This window comes from Breznakiella homolactica, from assembly GCF_016616095.2.
Lineage (GTDB): Bacteria > Spirochaetota > Spirochaetia > Treponematales > Breznakiellaceae > Breznakiella > Breznakiella homolactica.
In genome coordinates this window covers 3,293,689-3,317,331 of the sequence record NZ_CP067089.2, presented here as the reverse complement: position 1 = coordinate 3,317,331, position 23,643 = coordinate 3,293,689, and the positions used below count along the sequence as shown (strand labels likewise).

Here is a 23,643-nt window from a genome sequence, read left to right as displayed (position 1 = left end):
AAATAGCCCTTTATTCAAAAGGGCTCATATACAGGAGGAAATATGGACCAGTTTAACTTTGGTCAGGACCGCGCCTACGGGGTACTCCAGATAGGGCTCATATTCATCGTGACCCTGATAACCAGCCGGATGCTCAGGGACAAAAATTCCGCCATACAGGACCGCATACAATGAGATACATAGGATTTTCCTTCAGCTTCAACATACAGCGGTGCGAAGTTGAAGTCGGCGACGAAGCGCCCATTGTGGAACAGGGATACTGGCCGCTGCTCAGGACACTGGATACGTACCGCGTTCCCGCGGATCTGTACATAACGGGCTACTCCACGGGACTGATCAATACCATTGACCGGTCCCTGGCGGATTTTATCCGGGCCCGTCTCGGAAAAGGCCTGGCCCTGGGAACCTATACCTATACCCACCCGATTCCCCAGATACTGGCCCCGGAGGAAATGCGGCGCCAGGTGATGCGGGGCATCACCTTAGACCGGAATAATTACGGACTCAGCCCGAAGGGTTTCTTTCCGCCGGAATTTGCCCGCACCAATGAACTGTCCCGCATTCTCCTGGACTGCGGTCTGGAATATACTATTGTGCTGAGCAATTTTCTGGAACAGGCTCATCCGGAACTGCCCGAAGCGGAACGGTACGCGCCCTACGACATAGACCTGGGCGGCGGAAAATCCCTGACGGCGGTTCCGATTTCCCCGGATCTGCCCACCGCGGGCAGGCGCTTCTTCAAACGGATGCTGCTCGGTGAGCTGACCCCGGCAAAAGCCGCGGAAGCCCTTTTCGCCTTCGTAACCCGGTACGACGATATCTTTGTTATCCTCGAGCGGGACGCGGAAACGATTTATATTGATGAGCTCAGCTCCGGCGTGACCCATACCAAAGAACGGCTGGAGGAATTTCTCGAACTGGTCACCCGAAACGCGCCCCGGGAAGGATTCGCCTTAACCACCATAGAAGATTACCTCAAAATCCCGCAAAAGAGAAAAAAACTGCGGATGCCGGATTTTCCGGGCATCACAAAACTGGAAACTTTCACCCATGGCCCGTCCCGGGAACTGTGGGAAAAAACCTTGGCGGTCAGGGAGCGTCTGCTGTCGCTGGACCGGACCGCCCTGGACTCGGAAAACCGGTTCCTCCTGGACCGCGCCTGGGAACATATACTTCTTTCCCATAATTCCGACGGCCGGATCGGGGACTGGCAGCCGGAATGGAAACCCGGGAAACATATAACCGCGGCTTCCCGGAAACAGTTTGTGGCGGACAATCTCAAGGCGGCGGATACCATCCTTTCCCGTATTGAACAAAACCGCGGGACAGGGTCATTATAAGGAAAAGAGGTTCCCCATGGCAGCAGAAATTGCGATTACAGACGGCCACATGCATTTCTATTCACAGGCGGTGTACCGGGCGGAAGAGGAACGGCTGGCCCGGGCGGATCAATCCTACCGCGAGGGCCACGCGGTCTGGAAGGAAGGTTTTAAAACCCGGTTTAATTCTTCATTTGCGGAAGATCCCGGCGATGATACCGAAGCCCTGGCCGCGGCCTGGGAAAAACTCATGGCCGAAGCCGGAGTTTCCCGGGGATGTTTCCTGGCGGTCAACCCAGACAGCGACGATCTGACGGAATTTACCGCCCGGCGGCCGGACAAATTCTTCGCCATTGCCACGGCGGACCCCCGTGACCCGGAATGCGCCATAAAATTCCGGCGCCGCGTTAAGGACGAAGGCTACCGGGGCCTTAAACTGTATCCCACCACGGGAAAATACCTCCTTTCCGATCCCATGGTGTATCCCCTCTACGAAGAGGCCCAGTCTCTGGGAGTTCCGGTAACCGCGCACCTGGGGATTACCCTTTCCTATGACGCGGATCTGGCCTACGCCAATCCCATCCAGATCCACGCCCCGGGCCGGGATTTCCCGAAACTGCAGTTTATTATTCCCCATTTTGCCGCGGGATACCTCCGGGAACTCCTTTTCCTGGCGTATCACCTCCCCAATATCAACGTCGATACCTCCGGCACCAACCGGTGGCTCGATTACACCCCGGACAGCTTCGGGCTCGATTGGGTTTTTAAGAAGGCTCTCTTCGCTTTCGGCCCCGAACGGATCATTTTCGGCTCCGATTCCCGGATGCTTTCCCAGGGCTACAGGACCGCGATTCTCCGGGAACAGCTCGGCATCCTGGATTCCCTGAACCTCGGAGACACGGAAAAAACCCTTATTCTCAGCGGAAACGCCCGGCGGCTCTTCAGGCTGCCGTAGAATACCCGGAAATCCGGTGCCGGGCATAGTTCCGGAACCGGGATGCCATCCTCTATTTTTATATTCTACATGATTTTATAGCTCCACCGGCCGCTTTTTTGCTTGACAAGTGATAAGCCTTCGTTATACCCTTACAATGGTAAGTAAACTATTCACGGTAAGGGGTAGAGCGATGCATATATTGCTTTGGATAATCCTCCCTCTTGCCGGGTTAACCTTAGGCTGGACGATTAGATGGCTGTATGCCAGATTCCAACTTTCCGCGTCGGAGCAGCGCGCCGAACGCATAAAACAGGATGCGATAAAAGAAGCTGAAGCTAAAAAGAAGGAAATTCTTCTTGAAGCAAAAGAACAAGTTATCCGCGAAAGAAACCAGCAGGAGAGGGAGACTCGGGAACGCAGGGCTGAACTGCAGAGATACGAACGGCGTGTCTTGCAGAAAGAAGAAGGTATAGAAAAAAAGACGGCTCAGATTGAACAGACGGAACAGGCCCTTGGACAGAAAGAAAAGGCCATCACCGAACGGGAAAACGAACTGGACCGGGAGGAAGAACGGTACCGGTCGGAGCTGGAGCGGATTTCCGGGCTGAGCCAGGAAGAAGCCAAGGCGCTGATCATCCGGGACCTGGAAAATGAGGCAAAACACGACGCCCAGGCCCTGATCAACAAGATTGAGCAGGAAGCCAATCTCTCGGCGGAGAAAAAGGCCAGGGATATCCTGGTTACGACCATCCAGCGGGTGGCCACTGACGTAACCGGTGAAGTATCGGTATCCACGGTTACCCTGCCGAACGACGAAATGAAAGGCCGCATCATCGGCCGGGAAGGGCGCAATATCCGCACCCTGGAAACCCTCACCGGTGTGGACGTCATTATTGACGATACTCCGGAAGCGGTGGTGATCTCGTGCTTTGACCCGGTCCGCCGGGAAATCGCCAAAGTCGCCATGGAACGGCTCATCACCGACGGCCGGATACATCCGGCCCGGATCGAAGAGGTGGTTACCAAGGTCACCAAGGAAATTTCCCAGAAAATTTTTGAGGAAGGCGAAAAAGTCCTCTTTGACCTGGGTATCCACAACATCAGCCAGGACGCGATCCGCGCCCTGGGTAGGCTCTACTTCAGGACGAGCTACGGCCAGAACGTGCTGTACCATTCCAAGGAAGTCGCCATAATCGCCGGCATCCTGGCCGCCGAAATCGGCGCTAACCGGGAACTGGCAAAACGCGGTGCCCTGCTCCACGACATCGGCAAAGGTGTTGAATCGGATTCCGACCTCAACCACGCGGAAATCGGCATGGATATGGCCCGCAAGATGGGCGAAGACGCCCGGGTTATCAACGCCATCGGGAGCCACCACAACGATGTGGAGCCATCCTGTATCGAATCGGTGCTGGTTCAGATCGCGGACGCCATTTCCGCGGCACGGCCCGGCGCCCGGCGGGAAACCCTGGACAACTACATCAAGCGGCTGGAAAACCTCGAAAATATCGCCGAGAGTTTCTCCGGTGTGGATAAGGCTTTTGCCATCCAGGCCGGCCGGGAACTCCGCATTATCGTTAACAACGAAGCGGTAAGTGAGGACCAGTCCAAGGATCTGGCCAAACAGATCGCCAAGAAGATAGAAGACGACCTCCGGTACCCCGGACGGATCAAGGTTACCATAATCAGGGAAACCCGGATTGTGGAATACGCCCGCTAAACAAAACACCAGGGCTGTCCGAAAAGTATGAAATATTTTTTCGGACAGCTTTTTTAGTGTGGTATTTTCAAATAATTACAACGAAACAGAATAAATTGTAAGGCATAGTAGGAATAACTGGAGGAATCGTGCCGATACAAAAAGTATTTAACCGCGGTATAGCACCACTCCCCGGGATCCGACCCCGCCGATTGCCGGAAGCGTCCTGCCATACCCAGAACCTGGCAATGGCAGGGCACCCGCAGTATTTCAAAGAGATTGGTCCCGCAACATGGGAAAAAAACGGTAACATGGGGTGTCTTCAAACCAGAGGTTTGGATGAAAAGAAATCTCGCCCTAGCGGGATTCGCAGGCCGCGGGAGCGGCCTTATATCAATACCTTACAGAACCAGCCACAGGCTGATTTTTTTCATATGACGGGCCCCGCGGTAATGGTATATCCATGCTGCGAGATTGCAGTATCGTTATACTGCGGGTGCCCTGGATGTACACCATGAACACACTGACCGTGATGATGATCGGGGATGTGGTCGGCGATCCCGGACTGGAAGCCCTGGCACAACATCTTCCCAATCTCATCAAAACATACAATGCCGATTTTATCGCGGTAAACGGTGAAAACGCCGCCGACGGTTTCGGAATGACCGACACGGTTTTCCAGAAGATCCTCGATGCCGGCGCGGATACCGTAACCTCGGGCAACCACGTATGGGAAAAAAGGGAATTCTGGCCGACCCTGGAGACCAATCCGCAGGTCATACGGCCGGCAAATTATCCCCCGGGCAACCCCGGAAAGGGCTACGCGAAAACCCGGAAAAACGGAAAAACCTTTATTGCAGTAAATATTCAGGGCCGGGAATTTATGGGCAGCATCGACTGCCCCTTCACGGCAATGGACAGACTCCTGGAAAGCCCGGATTTTGCCGGTGAGGATAACCCCGTAATTCTCGTGGATTTCCACGCGGAATCAACCCAGGAAAAGGAAGCCCTGGCACTGTACCTCGACGGCAGGGTCAGCCTTGTCGCGGGCACCCATACCCATGTGCAGACCGCGGATGAACGCCTGCTCCCCAAAGGAACCGCGTACATAACCGACCTGGGCATGACTGGCGCGGAGGAAAGCATCATCGGCATGGATATCGCCGTATGTCTCGACCGTGCCCGCACCCAGGTTCCTTTCCGTATGGAATGCGCCAAGGGCCCCGCGGCTATCCACGGAATAGCCGCCAGAATTGACAGCTCCACCGGAAAACCGGTTTCAATAGAACGTATCAGGATTTTTACATAGTACATGAAAAACGTGGCCGCCGCTGTTTTTATCAGGGATGGATCCGTGCTGCTCGCCCGAAGAGCCCCCGGCCAGCGGATGGCCGGATTCTGGGAATTCCCCGGAGGCAAACAGGAAGAGCGGGAAACCATATTCGAATGCCTTGAACGGGAAATCCGTGAGGAATTCAACGTACCCTGCAAAGCGCTGGAAATATACTGCAAACACGTACACCGGTACGGCGCCGGCGCGATTAATCTTATAGCCATACGATCGGAACTGCTTGACCATAGGATTGAGCTGCGGGTCCACGACGCGTCGGAATGGATACAGATTCCGGAGCTGAACAGCTACCGGGTGTCGCCCGCCGATATTTTTGTGTCGGAAAAACTTATCAGCGATTATATCGGCGGCAGGCTGGCCTGAAACCCGGCAGATCTGTGCCGGCTAACTAAAGCATATCCCGGCTGAGGGGACTTCCGATCCAGATTCCCTCACCCAGATAATCGAGCCTCCGGCCTTCCAGCAGGATCTGCACATCATTGATGTTCGGGAATTCCGTGACGGTCCAGACGATCTGCCTGAGCTGCGCCGTATATCCCTCCGCCCCGAAGGTGTTGAACTGAAATTCCTCACTGAAACTTATATACGCGGTGCTGCCCCGGATCGTGGCCGAAAGGATGCGGGTCCCCTGGGGTATCAGGGAAACCAGTCCCCGGCGCTGCTCCTCCGCGGAGGGACCCGCGAGAAGGGCCTGCAGAGTGTCAACCATGGGAGAATCCGAAGCGGGCAGTTTTCGTTCAGACTTGGTCCTGACAATGGTCCCGTCACCGTCAACCCGCATAAAGTACATAGTACGGCTGCGGAGCTGCTCCGCCGGCGGCGCGGCAGGCGGATCCTGGGGTTTCACGGAAGGCTGAGCCGGCTGATTGGTTCCCGCCGCCGGGGGATTAGTTCCTTCCGGGGGCCGGACCGCCGGCTGCCCGCCGGTTCCCGAAGGCTGAGCCGGCTGGTTGGTTTCTGCGGGACCGGGAGCCGGCGTTTCCGGGGGATTATTTCCCGCGGTGGGATTTTCCCGGACAGGCTCCGGCACGGGCTGAAGCTCCGGAATATCCTCTTCCCGGGGCGGCGTCTGGGCCGGCTCGCCGGAAAAACGGTCAAACACATGGGAATCCCTGACCGTTTTCTGGATAAGCTCCCAGTTAACGACAAAAAGACCCGCTACCACAATGACAAAGGCGATCCAGAAGAGGCAGCCCAGGTTTTTTTTCCCTGAAGCGGCAGGTTTCCGGCTTCCGCCGCGCTGCGGGGAGCCTGAGGTTTTCTTTTTTGCGGTAGTTTTTCCGGTTGCCACACTTTGATGATACGGCAATGAGCCTGCGGGGTCAAGATTAAGGGGGAGCACCGAGTCTGACAAGCCGGCAAGCACCCGTGTATACCGGGGCCGCGGGGCCCGTCGGAGAAAAACGGTGTTGGCTCCGTGTCGGCCTGTGGCCTCGAAAGTCGCTCAACACCGTTTTTCTCCGACACCCGGCGCTGCCAGTACGGCTTGGGTGCTTGCCGCCTTAACCGGCTCGATACTGCCCCAAAAAGAGGGCTGCTCCCCCTCGTTCCAGCCCCGCTTTGCGGGTCTTCCACTACCCCCACTTCGGGTTCCCCGGTTTGGCTGTCTTTTCAGCCATGCTTCTTTGCCTTTGGCAGAACAGGTAGCTTATACCGAACCGATAATACGGGGTGCGGATGTGCTTTATCACCCGGAAACTTCTTCACTCACCGGGGAACCAGAAGTGGGGGTGGCGGAAAACCGAAGGTTTGGAGCCAGGGGGAGCCGCCCTCCTTAACCGGGGTAGCACCGAGCCGGTTAAGCCGGAAAGTACTCGGGCATGATGGTAACGCCGGGTCTTTTGTATGAAACGACTTTCGAGGCCGTAAGGCCGCTGAGGAGCCAAACCCTTTTCTCTATGACAGGACCCGCGGAACCGGTACTCCCGGGTGCTTGCCGGCTTGAAAGACTCGGTGCTCCCCCTTATCATTGAAGAGGCAAAATATTTACTATACAATTGAAGAATATGCCGATTAATCCTGCAAATCCGTTGATTGTACAGAGTGACCGCACCTTGCTTCTGGATGTCCATGCGCCCCTCGCGGAGGAAGCCCGGGCCGCGGTAATGCCCTTTGCGGAACTGGAGAAATCCCCCGAACACATACATACATACCAAATAACCCCCTTGTCCCTGTGGAACGCTGCCAGCGTCGGCCTGCGGCCCGGAGACATTGCGGAAATTCTGGAAAATTATTCCCGCTATCCCGTTCCGCCGGGCATTCTGGCGGGATTTTCCGATGTAATGTCCCGGTACGGAAAAATCCGTCTGGTCGCCGAAGATCAGCTGGTTCCTGGTTCCGGGAACGGCGCCGGTACGGTCACGCAGCTTCCGGATGAGCTGTTCCTGATTGCCGATGACCCGGCCATACTGGCGGAGATCGGCGCCTCAAAGGCACTGGCAAAATACCTGCAGAAAACCGCCCTTGGTTTCCGGGTCCGGTTTACTGACCGGGGGAGCGTCAAACAGGAACTTATCCGGCTTGGCTGGCCTGTCCAGGACGACGCGCCCCTCATTTCCGGGGAACCCCTGGCGGTAAATTTCCGCACCACTACGCGGTCAGGAAGGCCCTTTGCGCCCAGGGACTACCAGATCGAAGCCGCCCGGTCGGTTCTGGGAAACAACGGCCCGGGTACGGGATACGGCGTGGTGGTGCTTCCCTGCGGTTCCGGAAAAACCGTGGTGGGCATGACGGTCATGTCCCTGCTCAATACCAATACCCTGATCCTGACCACCAATGTGGCCGCGGTACATCAGTGGATGGAAGAACTCCTGGACAAAACGGAACTGTCGCCGGATGAAATCGCCGAATACACCGGGGATTCCAAATCCGTCGCCCCGGTGACCATAGCGACGTACCAGATACTCACCTGGCGCCCCGACCGGGAATCGGACTTTCCCCATTTCAAGCTTTTCCGGGAGCGGCCCTGGGGGCTCATAATTTACGATGAAGTCCACCTGCTTCCCGCGCCGGTGTTCAGGGTCACCGCGGAACTCCAGGCGGTCCGCCGCCTCGGGCTGACCGCGACCCTGGTCAGGGAAGACGGCGCCGAGGACGCGGTTTTCAGCCTGGTGGGGCCGAAACGCTACGATGTCCCCTGGAAGGATCTCGAGACGAAAGGCTGGATAGCCGAGGCACTGTGCACGGAGATACGCCTGGACATGCCCGAGGACCTGCGAATTCCCTACGCCGTGGCGCCCCAGCGGGAAAAATACCGTCTGGCCAGCGAGAATCCCCTCAAGGAAATCATTGTCCGGGAGCTTATCGAGAACCATCCCCAGGACTACATCCTGGTTATCGGGCAGTACATCAGCCAGCTCGAATCCCTGGCGAAAATGCTTGGAGCTCCGCTGATTACCGGCAAAACACCCAACGCCAAGCGGGAGGAAATTTACCGGGCCTTCAAATCCGGACAAATCCGGATCATAGTGGTATCCAAGGTAGCGAACTTCGCTATCGACCTTCCCGACGCTTCCATGGCCATCCAGATATCCGGCTCATTCGGGTCCCGCCAGGAAGAGGCCCAGCGCCTGGGACGGATACTCCGGCCCAAAGGGCGGAATTCGTACTTTTACACTGTCGTGTCCCGGTATACCGTTGAGGAGGAATTCGCCGCGAACCGCCAGAAGTTCCTGGCGGAACAGGGGTATAAGTATTCCATTCAGCACTGGTCCCTGGATGAAATCCTCCGGGACGCTCCTCTCGCCGGCGGACTGAGAGGGTGCCCGGGATGAAGCAGGACTTTTTCCGGTCCAGGGAGGAATGGAAATCAGCCCTGATGACCCTTCCGGACAATTCCTATTTTGAGCTCATGCGGAGTATATTCGGGAACATAAAAACCCCTTTCAACAAACAGCGTCTCCTGGATGACCTCGAAGGCTTGCTTTCGAAAAAGGAAATCCGGGAAACAATCCGGGCGTACATAGACGACGGCGACCGCCGGATCATCGCGGCCATAGCGGTTCTCGGCGCCCCGGCGCTGGGAGAACTGGAAAGCTTTTTCGGGGGGGAGTATTCCTACGCGGAACTTCACGGCATGCTCCTCAACCTGGAGGAACGGCTCATTGTGTACCGCTTCCAGGACGGGAATCTCCACCGGCTGGCGCTGAATCCCGTACTGGCGCCGGTGCTGGAATCTTTCATCGGCGACCGGAATATTCTCTTTCCTTCCGCGCCAGCCCAGACAGCCAAACCGCGGCAGGGTCCCCGGCTGACGGATCCGCTTTTAGCGGCCCTGATTTCATTCGCCTGCAGCCAGGATGAATTATTCAAGGCTGAAGGAAGTCTCCGGAAAAAAGCGGCCGACGACGGCAAACGGATTTTTCCGGGGCTGAAAGTGGAAATATTTCTGGAGGCTTTTCTTGCCCTGGGATTGATCCAGCGGGACGACAGCGGAAAAAACCGGCCGGATGACGTAAAACTGACTTTCTTCGCGGAACTTTCTCCCCAGGAACGGCAGCACTATATCGCGGCGGGTATTCTTTCGGGCATTGAGAATTCGGCCCGCTACTTCCAGCGAATACGGATCCAGACAATCACCCGGATCATCCACGGTTTTTCCGCGGCCCTGGCCCCGGACCGGATGTATCCCAGAACAACCCTGGGCCGGATTCTGGATATCATTCAGAAAAACACCGGAGCCGGATGGGGGCCTGACCCGTCCGGCTACAAGGCTCAGACCGAGACCGGACAGTATGGGGTTTCCCTGGACCCTCTGCTTAAGGCGCTGGAACTTTCCGGTATTCTGGAAGAACGGAAAAGCGGATTCTGGCAGCGCACCCCGGATACCGCCGGAACTGTTCCCGCGGACAGCGCCGGTTCCGCGGCCGCCGGCTGCATTGCCATGGATTCAGCGTTTTCATGTATCCTGTACCCGGAAATCCCCTTCAAAGAAGCCCTTTCCCTGGCGAAATTTACCGACGTCCGGGAAGCCGGTACGGCGATCCGTTTTGAATTGACCAGGAGCTCAGTGGTACGGGGTTTTGACCGGGGAATCAGTGTACAGTTCATGACGGAGCTTCTTGCGGCGCTGTCGGGCACCGGGGTGGATAAAAATCTGGAATGGACCCTCAACGACTGGGAGCACCGGTACCAGGAAATTGCGGTGCACCGGGGTATTGTCCTGACCCTTTCCGGGGACCGGCGCTATCTGGCGGAAACAGAGGCCATAAAAGCCCTGATCCACAGAACTCTGGCGCCCGGGGTATACCTGCTTAAGGCGGACGGTAAATCCGGCGCGGTTCAGGCCCTTGAAAAAGCGGGGGTCGATATTATCGCCCAGCCGCCGGGATTCGACGGAGAGGAAGAGAAAAAAAACGAAACCCGGCATTCGCCGTATCCCAGCCTGGAATCCTCCGGGCGGCACCGCCGTCAGGCGAATCATCCGGAATTTCCGGACAGCCCCGCCGAGACCCGGACCGCAGCGGATGCCGCCGCGGCGGAACAATACCGGGAACATTTCCGCGGTCAGCTGGCGAAGATGAAACTGCCCAAGGACCAGCGGGACGAACTGGCCGCCAGAATTGAGCGGCGGATGATCCTGAGTGACGCGCAGCTGGCGGGGGCAACGGTAAAATACGAAAAGCTCGAAGCCACCGGCCTCGACTATGTCGGCAAACAAACCCTGGTAAAACAGGCCATCGCTTCGGGAGCCCTCATGGAAATTGTCTACACATCGGGAGGAACACGAACCCAGGCCATCGGTATTCCCGCGGCGCTGGAAAAATCTGAAGGAGAAACCATTCTGGTTCTCAATCCTGTCCCGGAGGGCGAAACGGTCCGCCTGCCCCTGGGTAAAATAAGCCATGCCAGGCGGATCAAACAATCTATTTTTGGAGAATAACTATGCCATTATTGCCATTTTCAAGCCCCCAGAGCGAGTCCAGCCAGGCTAAACTAGCGGTACTCATAGACGCCGACAATACCCAGCCGGCCATAATCGAAGGACTTCTGAACGAAGTAGCGAAGTACGGTATCGCCAGTGTCAAACGGATCTACGGCGACTGGACCAGTACGAATCTCAGATCATGGAAGGACCGGCTCCTGGAATACGCGATCCAGCCGATTCAGCAGTTTTCCTACACCACCGGAAAAAACGCCACCGACTCCGCGCTGATAATCGATGCCATGGATCTGCTCTACACGGAAAACCTCAACGGATTCTGCATCGTTTCCAGTGATTCCGATTTTACGCGGCTTGCCGCCCGGATCAGGGAAAGCGGCCGGACGGTCTACGGCTTCGGCGAAAAGAAAACCCCCAAGGCCTTTGTCTCGGCCTGCGATAAATTCATTTATACCGAAATTCTCCGGGACATCCCCGAGGAAAACGACGACGACGATTCCAAACCCATCTCGAAAATCCGGAAGGACTTCAAGGTCGACCGGCGGCTGCTTAAGCTGCTCCGGGATGCCGTGGATGACCTTGCCGATGAATCGGGCTGGGCGTATCTCGGCGGCGTGGGCCAGAAGATCACCAACCGGTCCAGCGAATTCGATCCCCGGAACTACGGCTTTAAAAAATTGGGAGACCTCTTCCGCGCCATACCCCAGTTTGAAATTGAGGAACGGCCCCAGGAAAACGGCTCCGGCCGCCAGGTGTATATCCGGTGGAAGAAACGGGGACGGTAATGATTGAACTCCGGGAAGCGTCACGGAATGATCTGCCTTCACTGCTGGAATTGTACCGCCAGCTTAATCCCGGAGACGAGGCGCTGACCTTGTCCGGCGCGGCGGCTGTCTGGGATGTCCTGGAAAAAAGGGACATCACGTATTTCGTCGCCGCCGACAGCGGAAAGATTGTTTCCGCCTGCTACATCTGCATAATTCCCAACCTTACCAGAAACGGCAGGTCCATAGGGTTTATTGAAAATGTGGTAACCGACGAAAACTACCGCAGGAAGGGACTCGGCCGGCGGGTTATCGAGGCCGCCGTGGCCAGGGCGCGGGAAAAAGGCTGCTACAAAGCGGTCCTGCAAAGCGGCAGCGGCAGGAAGGAAGCGCACAAATTTTACGAAGCCCTCGGCTTCGACGGAAATTCAAAACAGGCGTTTGAAATACGATTCGATGAGTAAAAAGAAATCAATAACAAAAAAACGATCGGAAAAAAAAAGAGCCGCCGTCATACTGCTGACTTTGGCGGCGCTCATCGCCGCGGGAATAACCGCGTTCTCGGTCAGTCCCTGGCCCGCGGCGCTGCTGATCCGTGTGTCCTTTGACCGGGGATCGGATAAGACCGCGGCAGCCCTGGCGAAACACGTTCCCGCCGGGGTCTCGTCGGTATTGAACCTGCGCTATGATCCCGAAGGAACGGATACGTTCCTGGATGTATATTACCCTTCGGAAGCCGAAGGAACCCGCCGGACATACCCTACTATTGTATGGGTCCACGGCGGCGGCTGGCTTTCGGGGAATAAAGGTCAGATATCCAACTACGCGCAAATCCTGGCGGCCGCGGGATACACCGTAGCGGCGGCAGGGTACTCGATTGCCCCCGAAGCGGTCTACCCTACTCCCCTGATCCAGATAAACAAGGCCCTGGCTTTTCTGGCGGAAGCGGGGCCGGACCTCCATGCTGATCCGGATTTTCTTATCCTTGCGGGAGATTCCGCCGGGGCCCATATCGCCGCCCAGGTTGCCTGCGTAATCACATCCCCGGCCTACGCGGAGGAACTCGGCATTGTTCCGCTGATAAAGCCCTCCGCCCTCGCGGGAACGATCCTGTACTGCGGCACCTATGATACATCCATGGTCGATTTTTCGGGACCCATGTCGGGTTTCCTGCGGACCCTGCTCTGGGCGTATATGGGCAACAAGGACTTCCTCAGCGACCCGCGGTTCGCCGCGGCTTCGGTGATCGGATACGTGACCCCGGATTTTCCCCCGAGCTTTATCTCCGCGGGAAACGGAGATCCCCTGGCGCCCCATTCATACGCTTTTGCCGAAAAACTCACAGGCCTCGGCGTCACCGCGGAAACACTGTTCTTCGCCGCCGATTTCACACCGCCGGCCGGCCATGAATACCAGTTCAATCTGGACACCGGCGCCGGACAGCGGGCTCTGGAAAAATCCCTGGATTTTCTGGACCGCCTGGGGAACGAAAACAGCGAATAACGGCGCCGCCGGCCCGCTGCTATTTGTAATATGAAATCCCGATAATCCGTAAAACGGCCGATACTATAAGCAGCTAATTTAAAAAAGGTTCTTCCATGTATACAAATTTCCAGGATTCAAAAAATCCCCGGAAAAGGATTCTGAAAAAAGCCGCCGCTATTTTGATCCTTATATTCATAGCCGTAGCCGCGGGCCTCGCGCTGCTGAGCATGAGCCCCCGGCCGGCGGTCATGGTGATGCGGTTTTACCTTGACCGGAATTCCCGGCGCAGGGCAGACGCCCAGGAAAAATACGTTCCCGGAAACATTCCGGTCCGGAGGAATATCCGGTACGAACCGGGCTGCGAGGATACAATCCTTGATGTTTATTTCCCTCCCGGGGCGGAAGCCGCCGGCGGCGCGTATCCCGCCGTTGTCTGGGTCCACGGCGGCGCGTGGATTTCCGGAAGCAAGAATACGGTATCCAATTACGCGAAACTGTTCGCGGCACGGGGATACACCGTCGCGGCGGTGGGCTACTCCACTGCCCCGGAGGCATCCTACCCGACTCCGGTAAAGCAGCTGAATGCGGCTCTCGCTTTTCTGACGGAATTCGCGGAGGAATTCCATATCGACCCGGAATTTATCGTGATTGCCGGGGATTCGGCGGGTGCCCAGATCGGCGCGCAGTTCGCCTGTATCCTGACAAACCCTGCCTACGCGGAACTGCTGGGAATCAGCCCGCTGGTCCGCCGGGAACAGATTGCGGGAATGATCCTCCACTGCGGCGCCTACGATTTTACATTGATCGAACCCGGGGGATTTCTGGCGGGCATGACCAGAAAAGTACTCTGGGCATACCTGGGGACCAGGGACTTCAGCAGCGATCCTGATTTCTTTGCCGCGTTATCCGTGACAAACCATGTGACCGCCGATTTTCCGCCGAGCTTAATTACCGCGGGCAACCGTGATCCTCTGGCTGTTCATTCATACGTATTAGCGGATACACTGGAACGGCAGGGCGCGGCGGTGGAAACACTGTTCTTCAGCGGAAACCAGAAACCGCCGGCCGGCCATGAGTACCAGTTTAAACTCGGCACCGGCGCGGCCCAGGAAGCCCTGACCGCGTCCTTCGCGTTCCTGGAAACCCTGAAAAGGAATTAGAACCGCCATGGAGTACATTGCCGTAAAACCCCACCGCACGGAGTATCCCGATCCGATAACCGTCACCGCGGGGGAAGAAATCATCCCCGGGGAGAAATCCGATGAAAACGGGAATTGGCCCGGCTGGGTTTTCTGCACGAAGCTTGACGGCTCGAACGCCGGATGGCTGCCGGCCCAGATCATCCGCCGTGAGGGAAATACCGCGGCAGCGGCCGAGGATTACTCCGCCGCCGAATTGAATGTTGACCCCGGCGAAATCCTCCGGGGAACGCGGATACTCAACGGCTGGGTCTGGGCTGAGAAAAAAAACGCCCCCGGTCAGGGCTGGGTACCGCTGGAAAACCTCGAGCCCGCATAACCGGCAGACTTCATTCCCGTACGCTACAGCAAAATAACCATTTTCCCATACGTTCATCTCCGTTCGGAATTCCCGGCAATACTGCGTCACGGCTTTACGGCGCATATATCCAAGAACTTACCCAAACGCCTGGCCGGCGGTAAAGCTTAAGGATACCGGCCTGTATCACATTTCAATAGATTTTATGATTGAATAATATTATTTATAAAATGAATTAAATTGTTTGACAAATAGAGATAATGGATTTACGATGATTTGTAATAATCATTAGGAGGAGCATATGCGTCGCTTACCAATCCTGCTTGTTTGTTTGATTATGGCGTTCCCGCTTTTTGCTGGCGGGAATCAGGATTCCAAAGGTTCCGGGATTTCGGATGATGAACGGAATGCGGTCTCCGCAGACGGTATTGCCTGGAAAAAGTACTCCGGCACGACCCTGCATCTCGGTATGAATAAACACATTTATACCACCACAATCCGTTCGGTTATCAATGAGTTTGAACAGAAGACGGGCATCAGAATCATCATTGATGAATATGCCCAGGACGAGTTCATGACGAAACGGCTCGTGGACCTTTCCTCAGGGGCCGGCACCTTCGACATCGTCATGATGGATTCAATCTGTACCCAGGCTGCCCTGGCCGGATGGATTGAGAACCTGGAGCCCTGGTTCAACCGGCGTGACCTGGTAGACAAAGCGGCGTATAACGTCAACGATATCAGCCCGTCCTTTAAACAGGCTTTTACCGTAAACGGCAGCCTCTACGCGATTCCCGTATCCGGGGAAAAACAGATTCTCTTTTACCGCAAGGATGTTTTCCAGCAGAAGGGCCTCAAGGTTCCCGCGACATTCGATGAACTGTACGAAACCGCGAAACTGCTGAAACAGGAATATCCCGCGGGCATCCTGCTCCGGGGACAGAAGATCCATACCGTGAGCAACTGCACCGGCGTTATCTGGTCCTACGGCGGAAAAATCGCCGATGATCCGACCCAGTACAACCGGGCCGTATTCAACAGTCCAGAAGGTATCCGCGGAGCGGACATGTACACCACCCTCGCCCGCGAATTCGGCCCCCCCGGGATCGGCAACTATACCTGGTATGAATGTGTATCCGATTTCCAGCAGGGCAAAGCCGCCATGTACCTGGACATGAGCGTATTCATGTCCCAGTTTGAAGATCCTTCCAGCTCGCAGGTTGCCGGCAAAGTCGGCTACGCTCCCATGCCCGCCGGCCCCGCGGGAAGCAAACCCACCGGCGGCGCCTGGGCGGTGAGCATGAGCACCGCTTCCAAGCACAAGGACGCGGCGTTCCTGTTCCTGTCCTGGATAACCGGACCCGAAGTTTCAAAGCAGCTCGCCCTGGAAGGCGGCATCGCGGCCCGGGGATCGTTCCTCAATGACCCCGAACTGGTTAACAAATACCCCGCCGACTGGCTCGCGGCGTACCAGCACGGTCTCGCGGCGGAAGTTCCGGAAACGACCTTCCCGATTATTTCCAAGAATGAAGAGTACCTGGACACCATCGGGACCGCTTTCAATTCCCTTATTCTGCGCAAGCGGGATGTAAAACCCGTCCTGGATGACGCGGCGGCAAAGGTCACCATCCTTTTCCAGGAAAGCAAACAGTAACAACCTTCGGGAACTGTCCGGCTGTCCGGGCAGTTCTTTCGGAATGCGGAACCGGAACCCTGCGCCTGCAGTCACCGCTGCGCGGGATTCCGGCTCCGCGGTTACCCATTGAGAGGCTCCGATGTTCTTACAAAAAAGCAATACTAACGGGTTATCACTTAAGGACAAGGAAATACGAAGGTTCCGCTGGGCCATGCTTGCCCCGGGAATCATCGTGCTCTTTTCCATAAACCTGCTGCCTATCCTCGACACCCTACGGACAAGTCTGTACGATTACTATCTCCCCGCGCCGGACAAGCGCCATTTTATCGGCCTCGGGAATTACATTGCCCTGTTCAGGGACCAGCGGTTCCTGCTGGCGTTTTTGCGGACCATCATTTTTATGGTCACCGTGGTGGCGGCGGAAACCGTATTCGGCCTGATCATCGCCATCTACCTGACCAGCAAAATAAAAGGGTCGAAATTCCTCCGGGCTATGTTCCTGCTGCCGATTATTCTTACCCCCATCGCCACAGCTTTTATGTGGCGGATCATGTACAGCCCGACCCTGGGGGTGCTCAATTATTTCCTCAGTCTTGTAAACATCCCGCCGCAGACCTGGGTGTATTCGGAAACCCAGGCGCTGATGTCGGTCGCCCTGGTCCTGATATGGTGCAAGTCGCCCTTCATGATCATGATGTTCTATACCGGCCTTCTGGCGGTTTCCGATGATGTTATCGACGCTTCAAAAATTGACGGTGCCAACGCGTGGCAGCAGTTCTGGAAAGTCAAACTGCCGCTGATAAAACCGCTCTTCTTTGTGGCGATACTGTTCCAGGCCATCGACTCGGCCAAGGAATTTGACCTGTCCTTTATCCTCACCCGGGGCGGCCCCGGAACGGCATCGGAAACCCTGAGCGTGTACACGTACACCAATTCGTTTACCTTCCTCAAAATGGGGTACGGATCCGCTTCGGCGATTGTTATGTCCGCCTTCATCGCGCTGACGGCGGTTCTGATCATAAAAACGGGAGGGATTAACTTCGATGACAGCAAATAACCCCGCCGCGAGACGGTTTTTATATATACTGCGGACCCTGATAATCTGGGTGTTCGTATTCATTTACCTGTTCCCGCTGATCTGGACCATTCTGCTGTCCTTTAAAACCCAGGTGGATGCCCTCAGTTATCCCCCCAAGTTTTTCTCAAAGCTGACAGCCCAGAACTATTATGAAGTCTGGAACAACAGCAATTTCCTGCAGTACTGCCTCAACAGCATCATCATCGCGGTATCCGCCACGGTTATCGGCCTGCTCCTGGGGACCCCCGCGGCGTACATCCTTTCGCGGAGACAGTACAGTCCCAAGGGTTCAAAATTCCTGCTCTTCGGTGTTCTGAGTACCCGGGTCGTTCCCCAGATAACCTTTATGATTCCGTTCTTCATCTTCTTTCGGCGGCTGCGCCTCATCGACACCCATATCTCGATTATCATCATGCACCTCACCATTATTCTGGGATTCGGAATCTGGATGATGCGGAGTTATTTCCAGGATATTCCCTTTGAGCTGGAAGAATCCGCCCTGATCGACGGGTGCAGCTATTTCGGCGCCTTCAGGAGAATCGTTCTGCCCCTGGCCGGCCCCGGCCTGGCGACAACGGCGATTTTCTCCTTCAATTATTCATGGAATGAATTCCTCTACGCGCTGATCCTGACGGGAATAAAAACCAAGACCGTTCCGCTGGGGGTTTACAACTGGGTGAGCTACGAGGAAATAAACTGGGGCGGCCTTACCGCGACCGCGGTGCTTGCCCTGGTACCGATCCTGATTTTCTACAGCATTGTGCAGAAAGGCCTCGTCCGGGGTATGACCATGGGTGCGGTCAAGGGATAAATTGACGAGACGTTAGCAACCGATACCAATATTGCTTTAAGGAGTGAATGTATGAATGAACTTGGACTGCTGATCAAAATGACCGAAAAGGACGGGATCGTTCCCCTGCTGGAACGGATCAAATCCTTTAACTTCAAAACCTGCCAGATTTCAACCTACGTTCCCGAACTGTACACCCGGGAAGTGGCGGACATCATAAACGATTTCTGCGCCAAGAACGATCTCCGGGTAACCATGCTCTGGGCCGGATGGCCGGGGAAGTGCGAATGGAATTTCGTGGGCGGCCCCGATACGGTCGGCCTGGTGCCGCTCCAGTACCGCAGGGAACGCTGCGATATCATGAAGAAGGCTTCGGACTTCGCCGCGATGATCAATGTGGACCGCATTGCCACCCACGCGGGATTCATTCCCGAAAACATGAAAGATCCGCTGTACACCGGTCTCATTACAGATCTGAAGGATGTTGCCCTGCACTGCAAGGCAAACAACCAGTTCTTCTGTTTTGAGACCGGGCAGGAAACACCCGTAACGCTTCTCAGGACCATCCAGGATATCGGAACGGACAACCTGGGGATCAACCTTGATCCGGCGAACCTCGTCATGTACGGCAAAGGCAGCGCCGTGGATTCACTCATCGTACTCGGCTCGTACCTCAAGGGTGTCCACGTCAAGGACGGGAAATACCCCACCGACGGCAAAGAACTGGGCATCGAAGTCACCCTGGGCGAAGGCCACGTCAATATGCCGGCGCTGCTCGCCAAGCTCAAGGAAATCGGCTATACCGAACCTCTGACCATTGAGATTGAACTTGACCGGAGGACCGGCGAGATGACGGCGGATGAGGCTATACGCAGGATGGTGGATTACCTGAACGCGCATAGGTAATTGCTGGAATTGCCGGCAAATTCCCGCGGGGATTTGCCGGAGTCTTACACAAAACGCGGACATAGTGAGGGATAATCATGGGTAAGGAAACATTGTCTGCCGTAATTGTCGGCGCCGGGTATATGGGTAAAAAACATCTTGAATGCTACGGTAATATTGATTCCGTCAATGTAACCGGAATTGTTGATCTCAGTGAAGAAAAAGGCAAAGCCCTGGCTGGCCAGGGAGGCTGCGCTTGGTTTAAAACGCTGGAGGACTGTTTTGCCCAGAACAAACCGGACTTCGTTGACGTCTGCCTTCCGAGCAACCTCCACAGAGACGCGGCTGTCACGGCCCTCGGGCAGGGCTGCGACGTGCTTGTGGAAAAACCCTTCGCCGTTGAACTGGAAGATATCGACGCCATGATCCAGGCTGAAAAGAACAGCGGCCGGCGGCTCATGGTTGCCCATACCTGCCGTTTTATGCCCCAGTATATCTACGCCAAAAATGCAATCGAATCCGGAAAATACGGCAAACTCCTGGCCGCGGGTTTATGCAGGGAATCGGAAACACCCCAGTGGAGCTGGAACAACTGGCTGCACAACAAAAAGGCGAGCGGCGGGACGATCCTCGACCTGTCTATTCATGACATTGATCTGGCTAACTGGTTTCTGGGAACACCGGTTTCGTTTAAGGCATTTGAAACGAGCTCCGTCAAACATCCCGGCTCTACCCACATAACCTCTGTATTATCCTATCCGTCGAACGCCCACGCCAACATCGTCGCGGACCATCTGATGCCCACCGGCTACCCACTGACCGCCAGTTACCGGCTGGTTTTTGAACAGGCCGCCCTGGAATGGAATACGGTCAACTGCAAACCGGGCTGTGTCTTCCTCTGCACCGCCGGTGAAAAAACGGACATCCCCGTGGCGGATCTCTTCGGGAATGCCTCCCGGGATCCCTACGAAGTGGAACTTTCCGTTTTTACCGGCTGCCTGCGGAGCGGCGACCCCTTCCCGATCAGCGTGGAAGAAGCCCGCCTCGCGGTGTACACCGTAACGGAACTCTGCCGGAATATGGATGCGGTGACAATTTAAGGAAAGCAGGTAATTAAAAAGGGGCCAGAGGCCCCTTTTTTTGTGTCCGTTTTTCAGGCGCCCACGGGCCGTCCGGCGATTTTCGTAATCAGCTGGCGGCCGAAGAGTTCGCTGATACACAGAAGCGCCGCCCCCGAGGCGGAGCTGTCTTCCTTTAGTTTTGAGAATTCGATGGCAAAGGCGGCACCAACCCAGGGGGCAGCCTCATTGAGGGTCGCCTTGCGGACGTAATCCAGGTAGGTCGGCCCAAGGACAGTCAGGCGGCCGGCAATGATCAGCATGGCGGGATCAATAAAAATTATCAGCTTCCCCAGAAGGTTTCCCAGGGTAGTACCCGCGTCCCGGATGAGCCGCAAAGAAAGCCGGTCGCCCTTATCCGCCGCCTGGCGGATGTCGGTGATGGTTATTTTTTTCTGCTTCCGGAGAACCTCCGCCAGCAGGGATTCGGGATGGCGTTCAGCCAGCTGTTCCGCCCGCCGCTCCACCGCCGGCAGGCTCGCGATGGCTTCGATACATCCGGTTTTTCCGCAGGAACAGGGGGTGTTGTCATGGTCAACATGGATGTGGCCAATGTTTCCGCCGCCGCCTTTTTCGCCCCGGTAGATATTACCGTCAATAATTATACCCGCGCCGATTCCGGTTCCGACTTTTACGCACAGGAGGGTTTTAAGCTTCCGGTCTTTTAGTTCGGCGAATTCCCCCAGGGCAAGGGTGTTGACTTCGTTATCGATAAAAACGTGGCAGCCGTAGCGGTCGCTCAGGAATTTTTTTACCGGAAAAAGATGCCATCCCGGCATAAACGCCGGATGGAAGGCAACCCCTTCTTCGTACTGAACCGGCGACGGCAGCCCCATGCCGATTCCCAGAAGGGGGGTGTTCTTTTTTTTGTGCTTCCTGAGCATGGCGTCAATATCGGCGCAGATACCTTCGAGAACCGGTTCCGGACCGCACATAAGATCCACGGGGATCCGGTTCGATTCAATCATGGTTCCTTCAATATCAAAGAGCGCTATCCGGCAGCTTGATCCCCCCAGGCCAAGGCCGACCACGTAACCCAGATTTTTATTCAGCCTGAACTCAATATTTTTCCGTTTATTCGTGGTGCTGGAGGAATCGCTGATTATGTAGCCCGCGGAAAGAAGCTTGTCGCAGTTTATGGAGACGGTAGACCGGGAATACCCGCTGAGCTCACTCAGCCGGACCTGGGAGATAGAGCCGTGTTCCTTGATCAGGGACAGGAGGGAAAAAACAGCGAGATCGGAATTCTTTTCCTGTTTATTGATCATAAGCCCCCCGAATTCTGCGGTTTTATGCAGCGAAACTGCAGAATATCATTTACTAATCTAACAATATTCTGCAAATTATAAACTATATTGTTTATTCATGCAACATAATAAACTGCGTCAGGAGGGTAACTGTTTAACTGATATATAATTATATCATGATTTAAGCTCCCGGTCTATGGGTCTAGAGATGCAAACTGCGGCGCGGGAAACAATCCGTGCATTTGAAGCGGGACAGCGGCAGATCACTCACGGATCGGATACATCAAATCCGGCGGATATGGTACAGTACCCGGCATGGAACACGATACGGATACCGGAAGCGGTACGCCGGCGGGAAACACAGCCCGCGGCTGTATTATCATACTTGGTTCTCCCAATGATAATGAAGGAAACCTTTCTCCGATCGCGGAATCCAGGCTGACCCGGGGAGCCGGGGAACTGAACCGCCATCCCGGATTCCGGATTCTCCTGACCGGCGGCTTCGGAAAACATTTCAACGAAACCAATCAGCCCCATTGGAAATACGCCCGGGATTTCCTTCTCCGGGAACGGTCGGTTCCGGAGGAAGCGTTTCTGCCTGAGGCCGCGGAGAGCGGCAACACTGTGGAGGATCTGGAAATATCCCGGCCGCTGATTCTTAAATACGGTATCAGAAACATCATCATTGTGACATCGGAATTCCATGTACCCCGGGCGCGGTATATCGCGGAAAAAGTTTTCGCGGACAGCGGCGTCACTCTGGATTTCTCCGGCGCATCCGATGCGGAACTGGATGAAAACCTGCTGCGTTCCCTCCGTGAACATGAAACCCAGGCGATCGAGTATCTGAAAAAGAACTACCGCGTTACCCCAGCTTAACGCAGACCGGCGACGGCACCTCATAAGACTTCAGCATCCCAGGCACACCGGTTCCGCTGTTTATCCGGAAGACCGTCAGGTTATGGCTGTGCCGGTTGCAGCACAGCAGGAACCGGCCTGTACTGTCCAGGGTAAAATCCCGGGGAAATAAACCGCCGGACGCGACCCAGTCAACCGCGGAAAGCGTTCCGGCGCCGGGATCGATTCTGAAGACGGCGATACTGTTGTGGCCCCGGTTGCTGGCGTACAGGAAGCGGCCGTCCGGAGAGACGGCGATGGCCGCGCCGAGGCTTTCCGCGGCGGAGCCCGCCGGGAGAGCGGAAATTTCCTGTATCTTCGCGAAGCTTCCGGCGGAAGGTTCGTATCCCAAAACGTAAATAGTTGAATCGAGCTCGTTGAACAGGTAACAGAATTTTCCCGAACCGTGGAACGCGGCATGCCTGGGGCCGGCGCCGGGAGCCGCGGAGAACCACGGTACTTCCGCCGCCGTCAGCCGCGGTCCGGGAACACAGGAATATGCCATGATCCGGTCGGTTCCCAGATCGCAGACAAAGGCGAACCTGCCTTCAGCATCGAAAAAGACCGAATGGGCGTGGGGCGTTTCCTGCCTTTTTTTATTCGGACCCGATCCGGAAAACCGCAGCACCTGCAGGGCTTTTCCGAGGGAGCCGCCGGCATTAACCGGAAATACAGCCGCACTGCCGCTGGAATAATTCGCCGCCAGAAGCCGGTCCCCGGCGGAGGTGCAGATACAATGGCACGGATCGTCTCCCTCACTGGGAACCCGGTTTAAAAATGAAAGCTCCTGAGCCCCGGGACCGACCGCGTAGGCACTGACCTCGCCGGAGCCGGGACCGCCCAGTTCGTTTACCGCGTAGAGGAAATTTCCCGACGGATGGAGACACAAATACGAAGGATTAACGCTCCGGGCGGCCAGGGAAAATGAACCGGCTTCTCCGGTATCCGTATCAAAGGTGAAGGTGTAAATTCCTTCGGCTTTGCCGCTGTAGGAATCTTCGGTATACGCCCCGAGGTATCCTGCCGTCTTTTTCATAACCTGCTCCTGTGGCCGCGGAA

The 23,643-nt window shown here is 55.9% G+C and carries 22 protein-coding genes; 19 read left to right on the top strand and 3 right to left on the bottom strand.

The genetic code is table 11. The features are described 5' to 3' along the window. The first annotated feature begins 42 nt into the window (after positions 1–42). The 6 genes from JFL75_RS20885 (at position 43) to JFL75_RS14965 (ending at position 5,669) form a co-directional block, all read left to right on the top strand. Positions 43–174 carry a hypothetical protein gene (locus JFL75_RS20885; protein ID WP_285291951.1) on the top strand — a complete coding sequence of 44 codons (132 nt, stop codon included), beginning with the start codon at positions 43–45 and terminating at the stop codon, positions 172–174. After that, positions 171–1,340: a polysaccharide deacetylase family protein gene (locus tag JFL75_RS14985; RefSeq protein ID WP_215627488.1), complete on the top strand. Its 1,170-nt coding sequence runs from the start codon at positions 171–173 to the stop codon at positions 1,338–1,340. Before JFL75_RS20885 ends, JFL75_RS14985 begins: the two co-directional genes overlap by 4 nt. A gap of 16 nt (positions 1,341–1,356) precedes the next feature. Continuing rightward, positions 1,357–2,274: an amidohydrolase family protein gene (locus JFL75_RS14980; RefSeq protein WP_215627487.1), complete on the top strand. Its 918-nt coding sequence runs from the start codon at positions 1,357–1,359 to the stop codon at positions 2,272–2,274. 172 nt (positions 2,275–2,446) lie between these two features. After that, positions 2,447–3,976, top strand: coding sequence for a ribonuclease Y (gene rny, locus JFL75_RS14975; protein ID WP_215627486.1), 1,530 nt, complete (start codon positions 2,447–2,449; stop codon positions 3,974–3,976). Between the two features lie 493 nt (positions 3,977–4,469). Then, on the top strand, positions 4,470–5,264 hold the full coding sequence (locus JFL75_RS14970; protein WP_215627485.1) for a TIGR00282 family metallophosphoesterase: 795 nt from the start codon (positions 4,470–4,472) through the stop codon (positions 5,262–5,264). A gap of 3 nt (positions 5,265–5,267) precedes the next feature. Further along, positions 5,268–5,669: a (deoxy)nucleoside triphosphate pyrophosphohydrolase gene (locus JFL75_RS14965; protein ID WP_215627484.1), complete on the top strand. Its 402-nt coding sequence runs from the start codon at positions 5,268–5,270 to the stop codon at positions 5,667–5,669. 25 nt (positions 5,670–5,694) lie between these two features. Here the strand turns inward: JFL75_RS14965 and JFL75_RS14960 are convergent, their stop codons facing one another. Then, a complete protein-coding gene (locus JFL75_RS14960) occupies positions 5,695–6,597 on the bottom strand; it encodes a GerMN domain-containing protein (protein ID WP_215627483.1) in 903 nt (300 codons plus the stop codon). A gap of 715 nt (positions 6,598–7,312) precedes the next feature. Between JFL75_RS14960 and JFL75_RS14955 the strand changes: the two genes are divergently transcribed. From JFL75_RS14955 to JFL75_RS14900, 12 genes are all read left to right on the top strand, one after another. Further along, positions 7,313–9,079, top strand: a complete 1,767-nt coding sequence (locus tag JFL75_RS14955; RefSeq protein ID WP_215627482.1) for a DNA repair helicase XPB — start codon at positions 7,313–7,315, stop codon at positions 9,077–9,079. After that, a complete protein-coding gene (locus tag JFL75_RS14950; RefSeq protein WP_215627481.1) occupies positions 9,076–11,187 on the top strand; it encodes a hypothetical protein in 2,112 nt (703 codons plus the stop codon). The genes JFL75_RS14955 and JFL75_RS14950 overlap by 4 nt, the downstream gene beginning before the upstream one ends. Positions 11,188–11,189: 2 nt before the next feature. Then, the gene (locus JFL75_RS14945) at positions 11,190–11,972 is read left to right on the top strand and encodes an NYN domain-containing protein (RefSeq protein WP_215627480.1); all 783 of its coding nucleotides are present in this window, start codon (positions 11,190–11,192) and stop codon (positions 11,970–11,972) included. Further along, positions 11,972–12,415: a GNAT family N-acetyltransferase gene (locus JFL75_RS14940; protein ID WP_223292663.1), complete on the top strand. Its 444-nt coding sequence runs from the start codon at positions 11,972–11,974 to the stop codon at positions 12,413–12,415. Before JFL75_RS14945 ends, JFL75_RS14940 begins: the two co-directional genes overlap by 1 nt. Beyond that, positions 12,408–13,454: an alpha/beta hydrolase gene (locus tag JFL75_RS14935; protein WP_215627479.1), complete on the top strand. Its 1,047-nt coding sequence runs from the start codon at positions 12,408–12,410 to the stop codon at positions 13,452–13,454. Before JFL75_RS14940 ends, JFL75_RS14935 begins: the two co-directional genes overlap by 8 nt. A 95-nt stretch (positions 13,455–13,549) precedes the next feature. Next, positions 13,550–14,596: an alpha/beta hydrolase gene (locus JFL75_RS14930; RefSeq protein ID WP_215627478.1), complete on the top strand. Its 1,047-nt coding sequence runs from the start codon at positions 13,550–13,552 to the stop codon at positions 14,594–14,596. 7 nt (positions 14,597–14,603) lie between these two features. Beyond that, positions 14,604–14,954, top strand: a complete 351-nt coding sequence (locus JFL75_RS14925; RefSeq protein ID WP_215627477.1) for a hypothetical protein — start codon at positions 14,604–14,606, stop codon at positions 14,952–14,954. 280 nt (positions 14,955–15,234) lie between these two features. After that, entirely contained in the window at positions 15,235–16,587 is a 1,353-nt protein-coding gene (locus JFL75_RS14920) for an ABC transporter substrate-binding protein (RefSeq protein ID WP_215627476.1), read from the top strand. A gap of 121 nt (positions 16,588–16,708) precedes the next feature. Further along, positions 16,709–17,626 (top strand): carbohydrate ABC transporter permease, encoded by a 918-nt coding sequence (locus tag JFL75_RS14915; RefSeq protein ID WP_215627475.1) that lies wholly within the window; start codon positions 16,709–16,711, stop codon positions 17,624–17,626. After that, positions 17,613–18,458 (top strand): carbohydrate ABC transporter permease, encoded by an 846-nt coding sequence (locus JFL75_RS14910; RefSeq protein WP_215627474.1) that lies wholly within the window; start codon positions 17,613–17,615, stop codon positions 18,456–18,458. The genes JFL75_RS14915 and JFL75_RS14910 overlap by 14 nt, the downstream gene beginning before the upstream one ends. A gap of 51 nt (positions 18,459–18,509) precedes the next feature. Further along, positions 18,510–19,343 (top strand): sugar phosphate isomerase/epimerase family protein, encoded by an 834-nt coding sequence (locus JFL75_RS14905; RefSeq protein WP_215627473.1) that lies wholly within the window; start codon positions 18,510–18,512, stop codon positions 19,341–19,343. 77 nt (positions 19,344–19,420) lie between these two features. Next, positions 19,421–20,422, top strand: coding sequence for a Gfo/Idh/MocA family protein (locus JFL75_RS14900; protein WP_215627472.1), 1,002 nt, complete (start codon positions 19,421–19,423; stop codon positions 20,420–20,422). Between the two features lie 53 nt (positions 20,423–20,475). Here JFL75_RS14900 and JFL75_RS14895 read toward each other — a convergent pair whose 3' ends face one another. After that, positions 20,476–21,708, bottom strand: coding sequence for an ROK family transcriptional regulator (locus JFL75_RS14895; RefSeq protein WP_215627471.1), 1,233 nt, complete (start codon positions 21,706–21,708; stop codon positions 20,476–20,478). Between the two features lie 294 nt (positions 21,709–22,002). On the opposite strand from JFL75_RS14895, the gene JFL75_RS14890 reads away from it, so the two are divergent. Further along, the gene (locus tag JFL75_RS14890; RefSeq protein WP_215627470.1) at positions 22,003–22,566 is read left to right on the top strand and encodes a YdcF family protein; all 564 of its coding nucleotides are present in this window, start codon (positions 22,003–22,005) and stop codon (positions 22,564–22,566) included. Here the strand turns inward: JFL75_RS14890 and JFL75_RS14885 are convergent. Next, positions 22,553–23,620, bottom strand: coding sequence for a lactonase family protein (locus JFL75_RS14885; protein ID WP_215627469.1), 1,068 nt, complete (start codon positions 23,618–23,620; stop codon positions 22,553–22,555). The genes JFL75_RS14890 and JFL75_RS14885 overlap by 14 nt on opposite strands. Between the last annotated feature and the right edge of the window lie 23 nt (positions 23,621–23,643).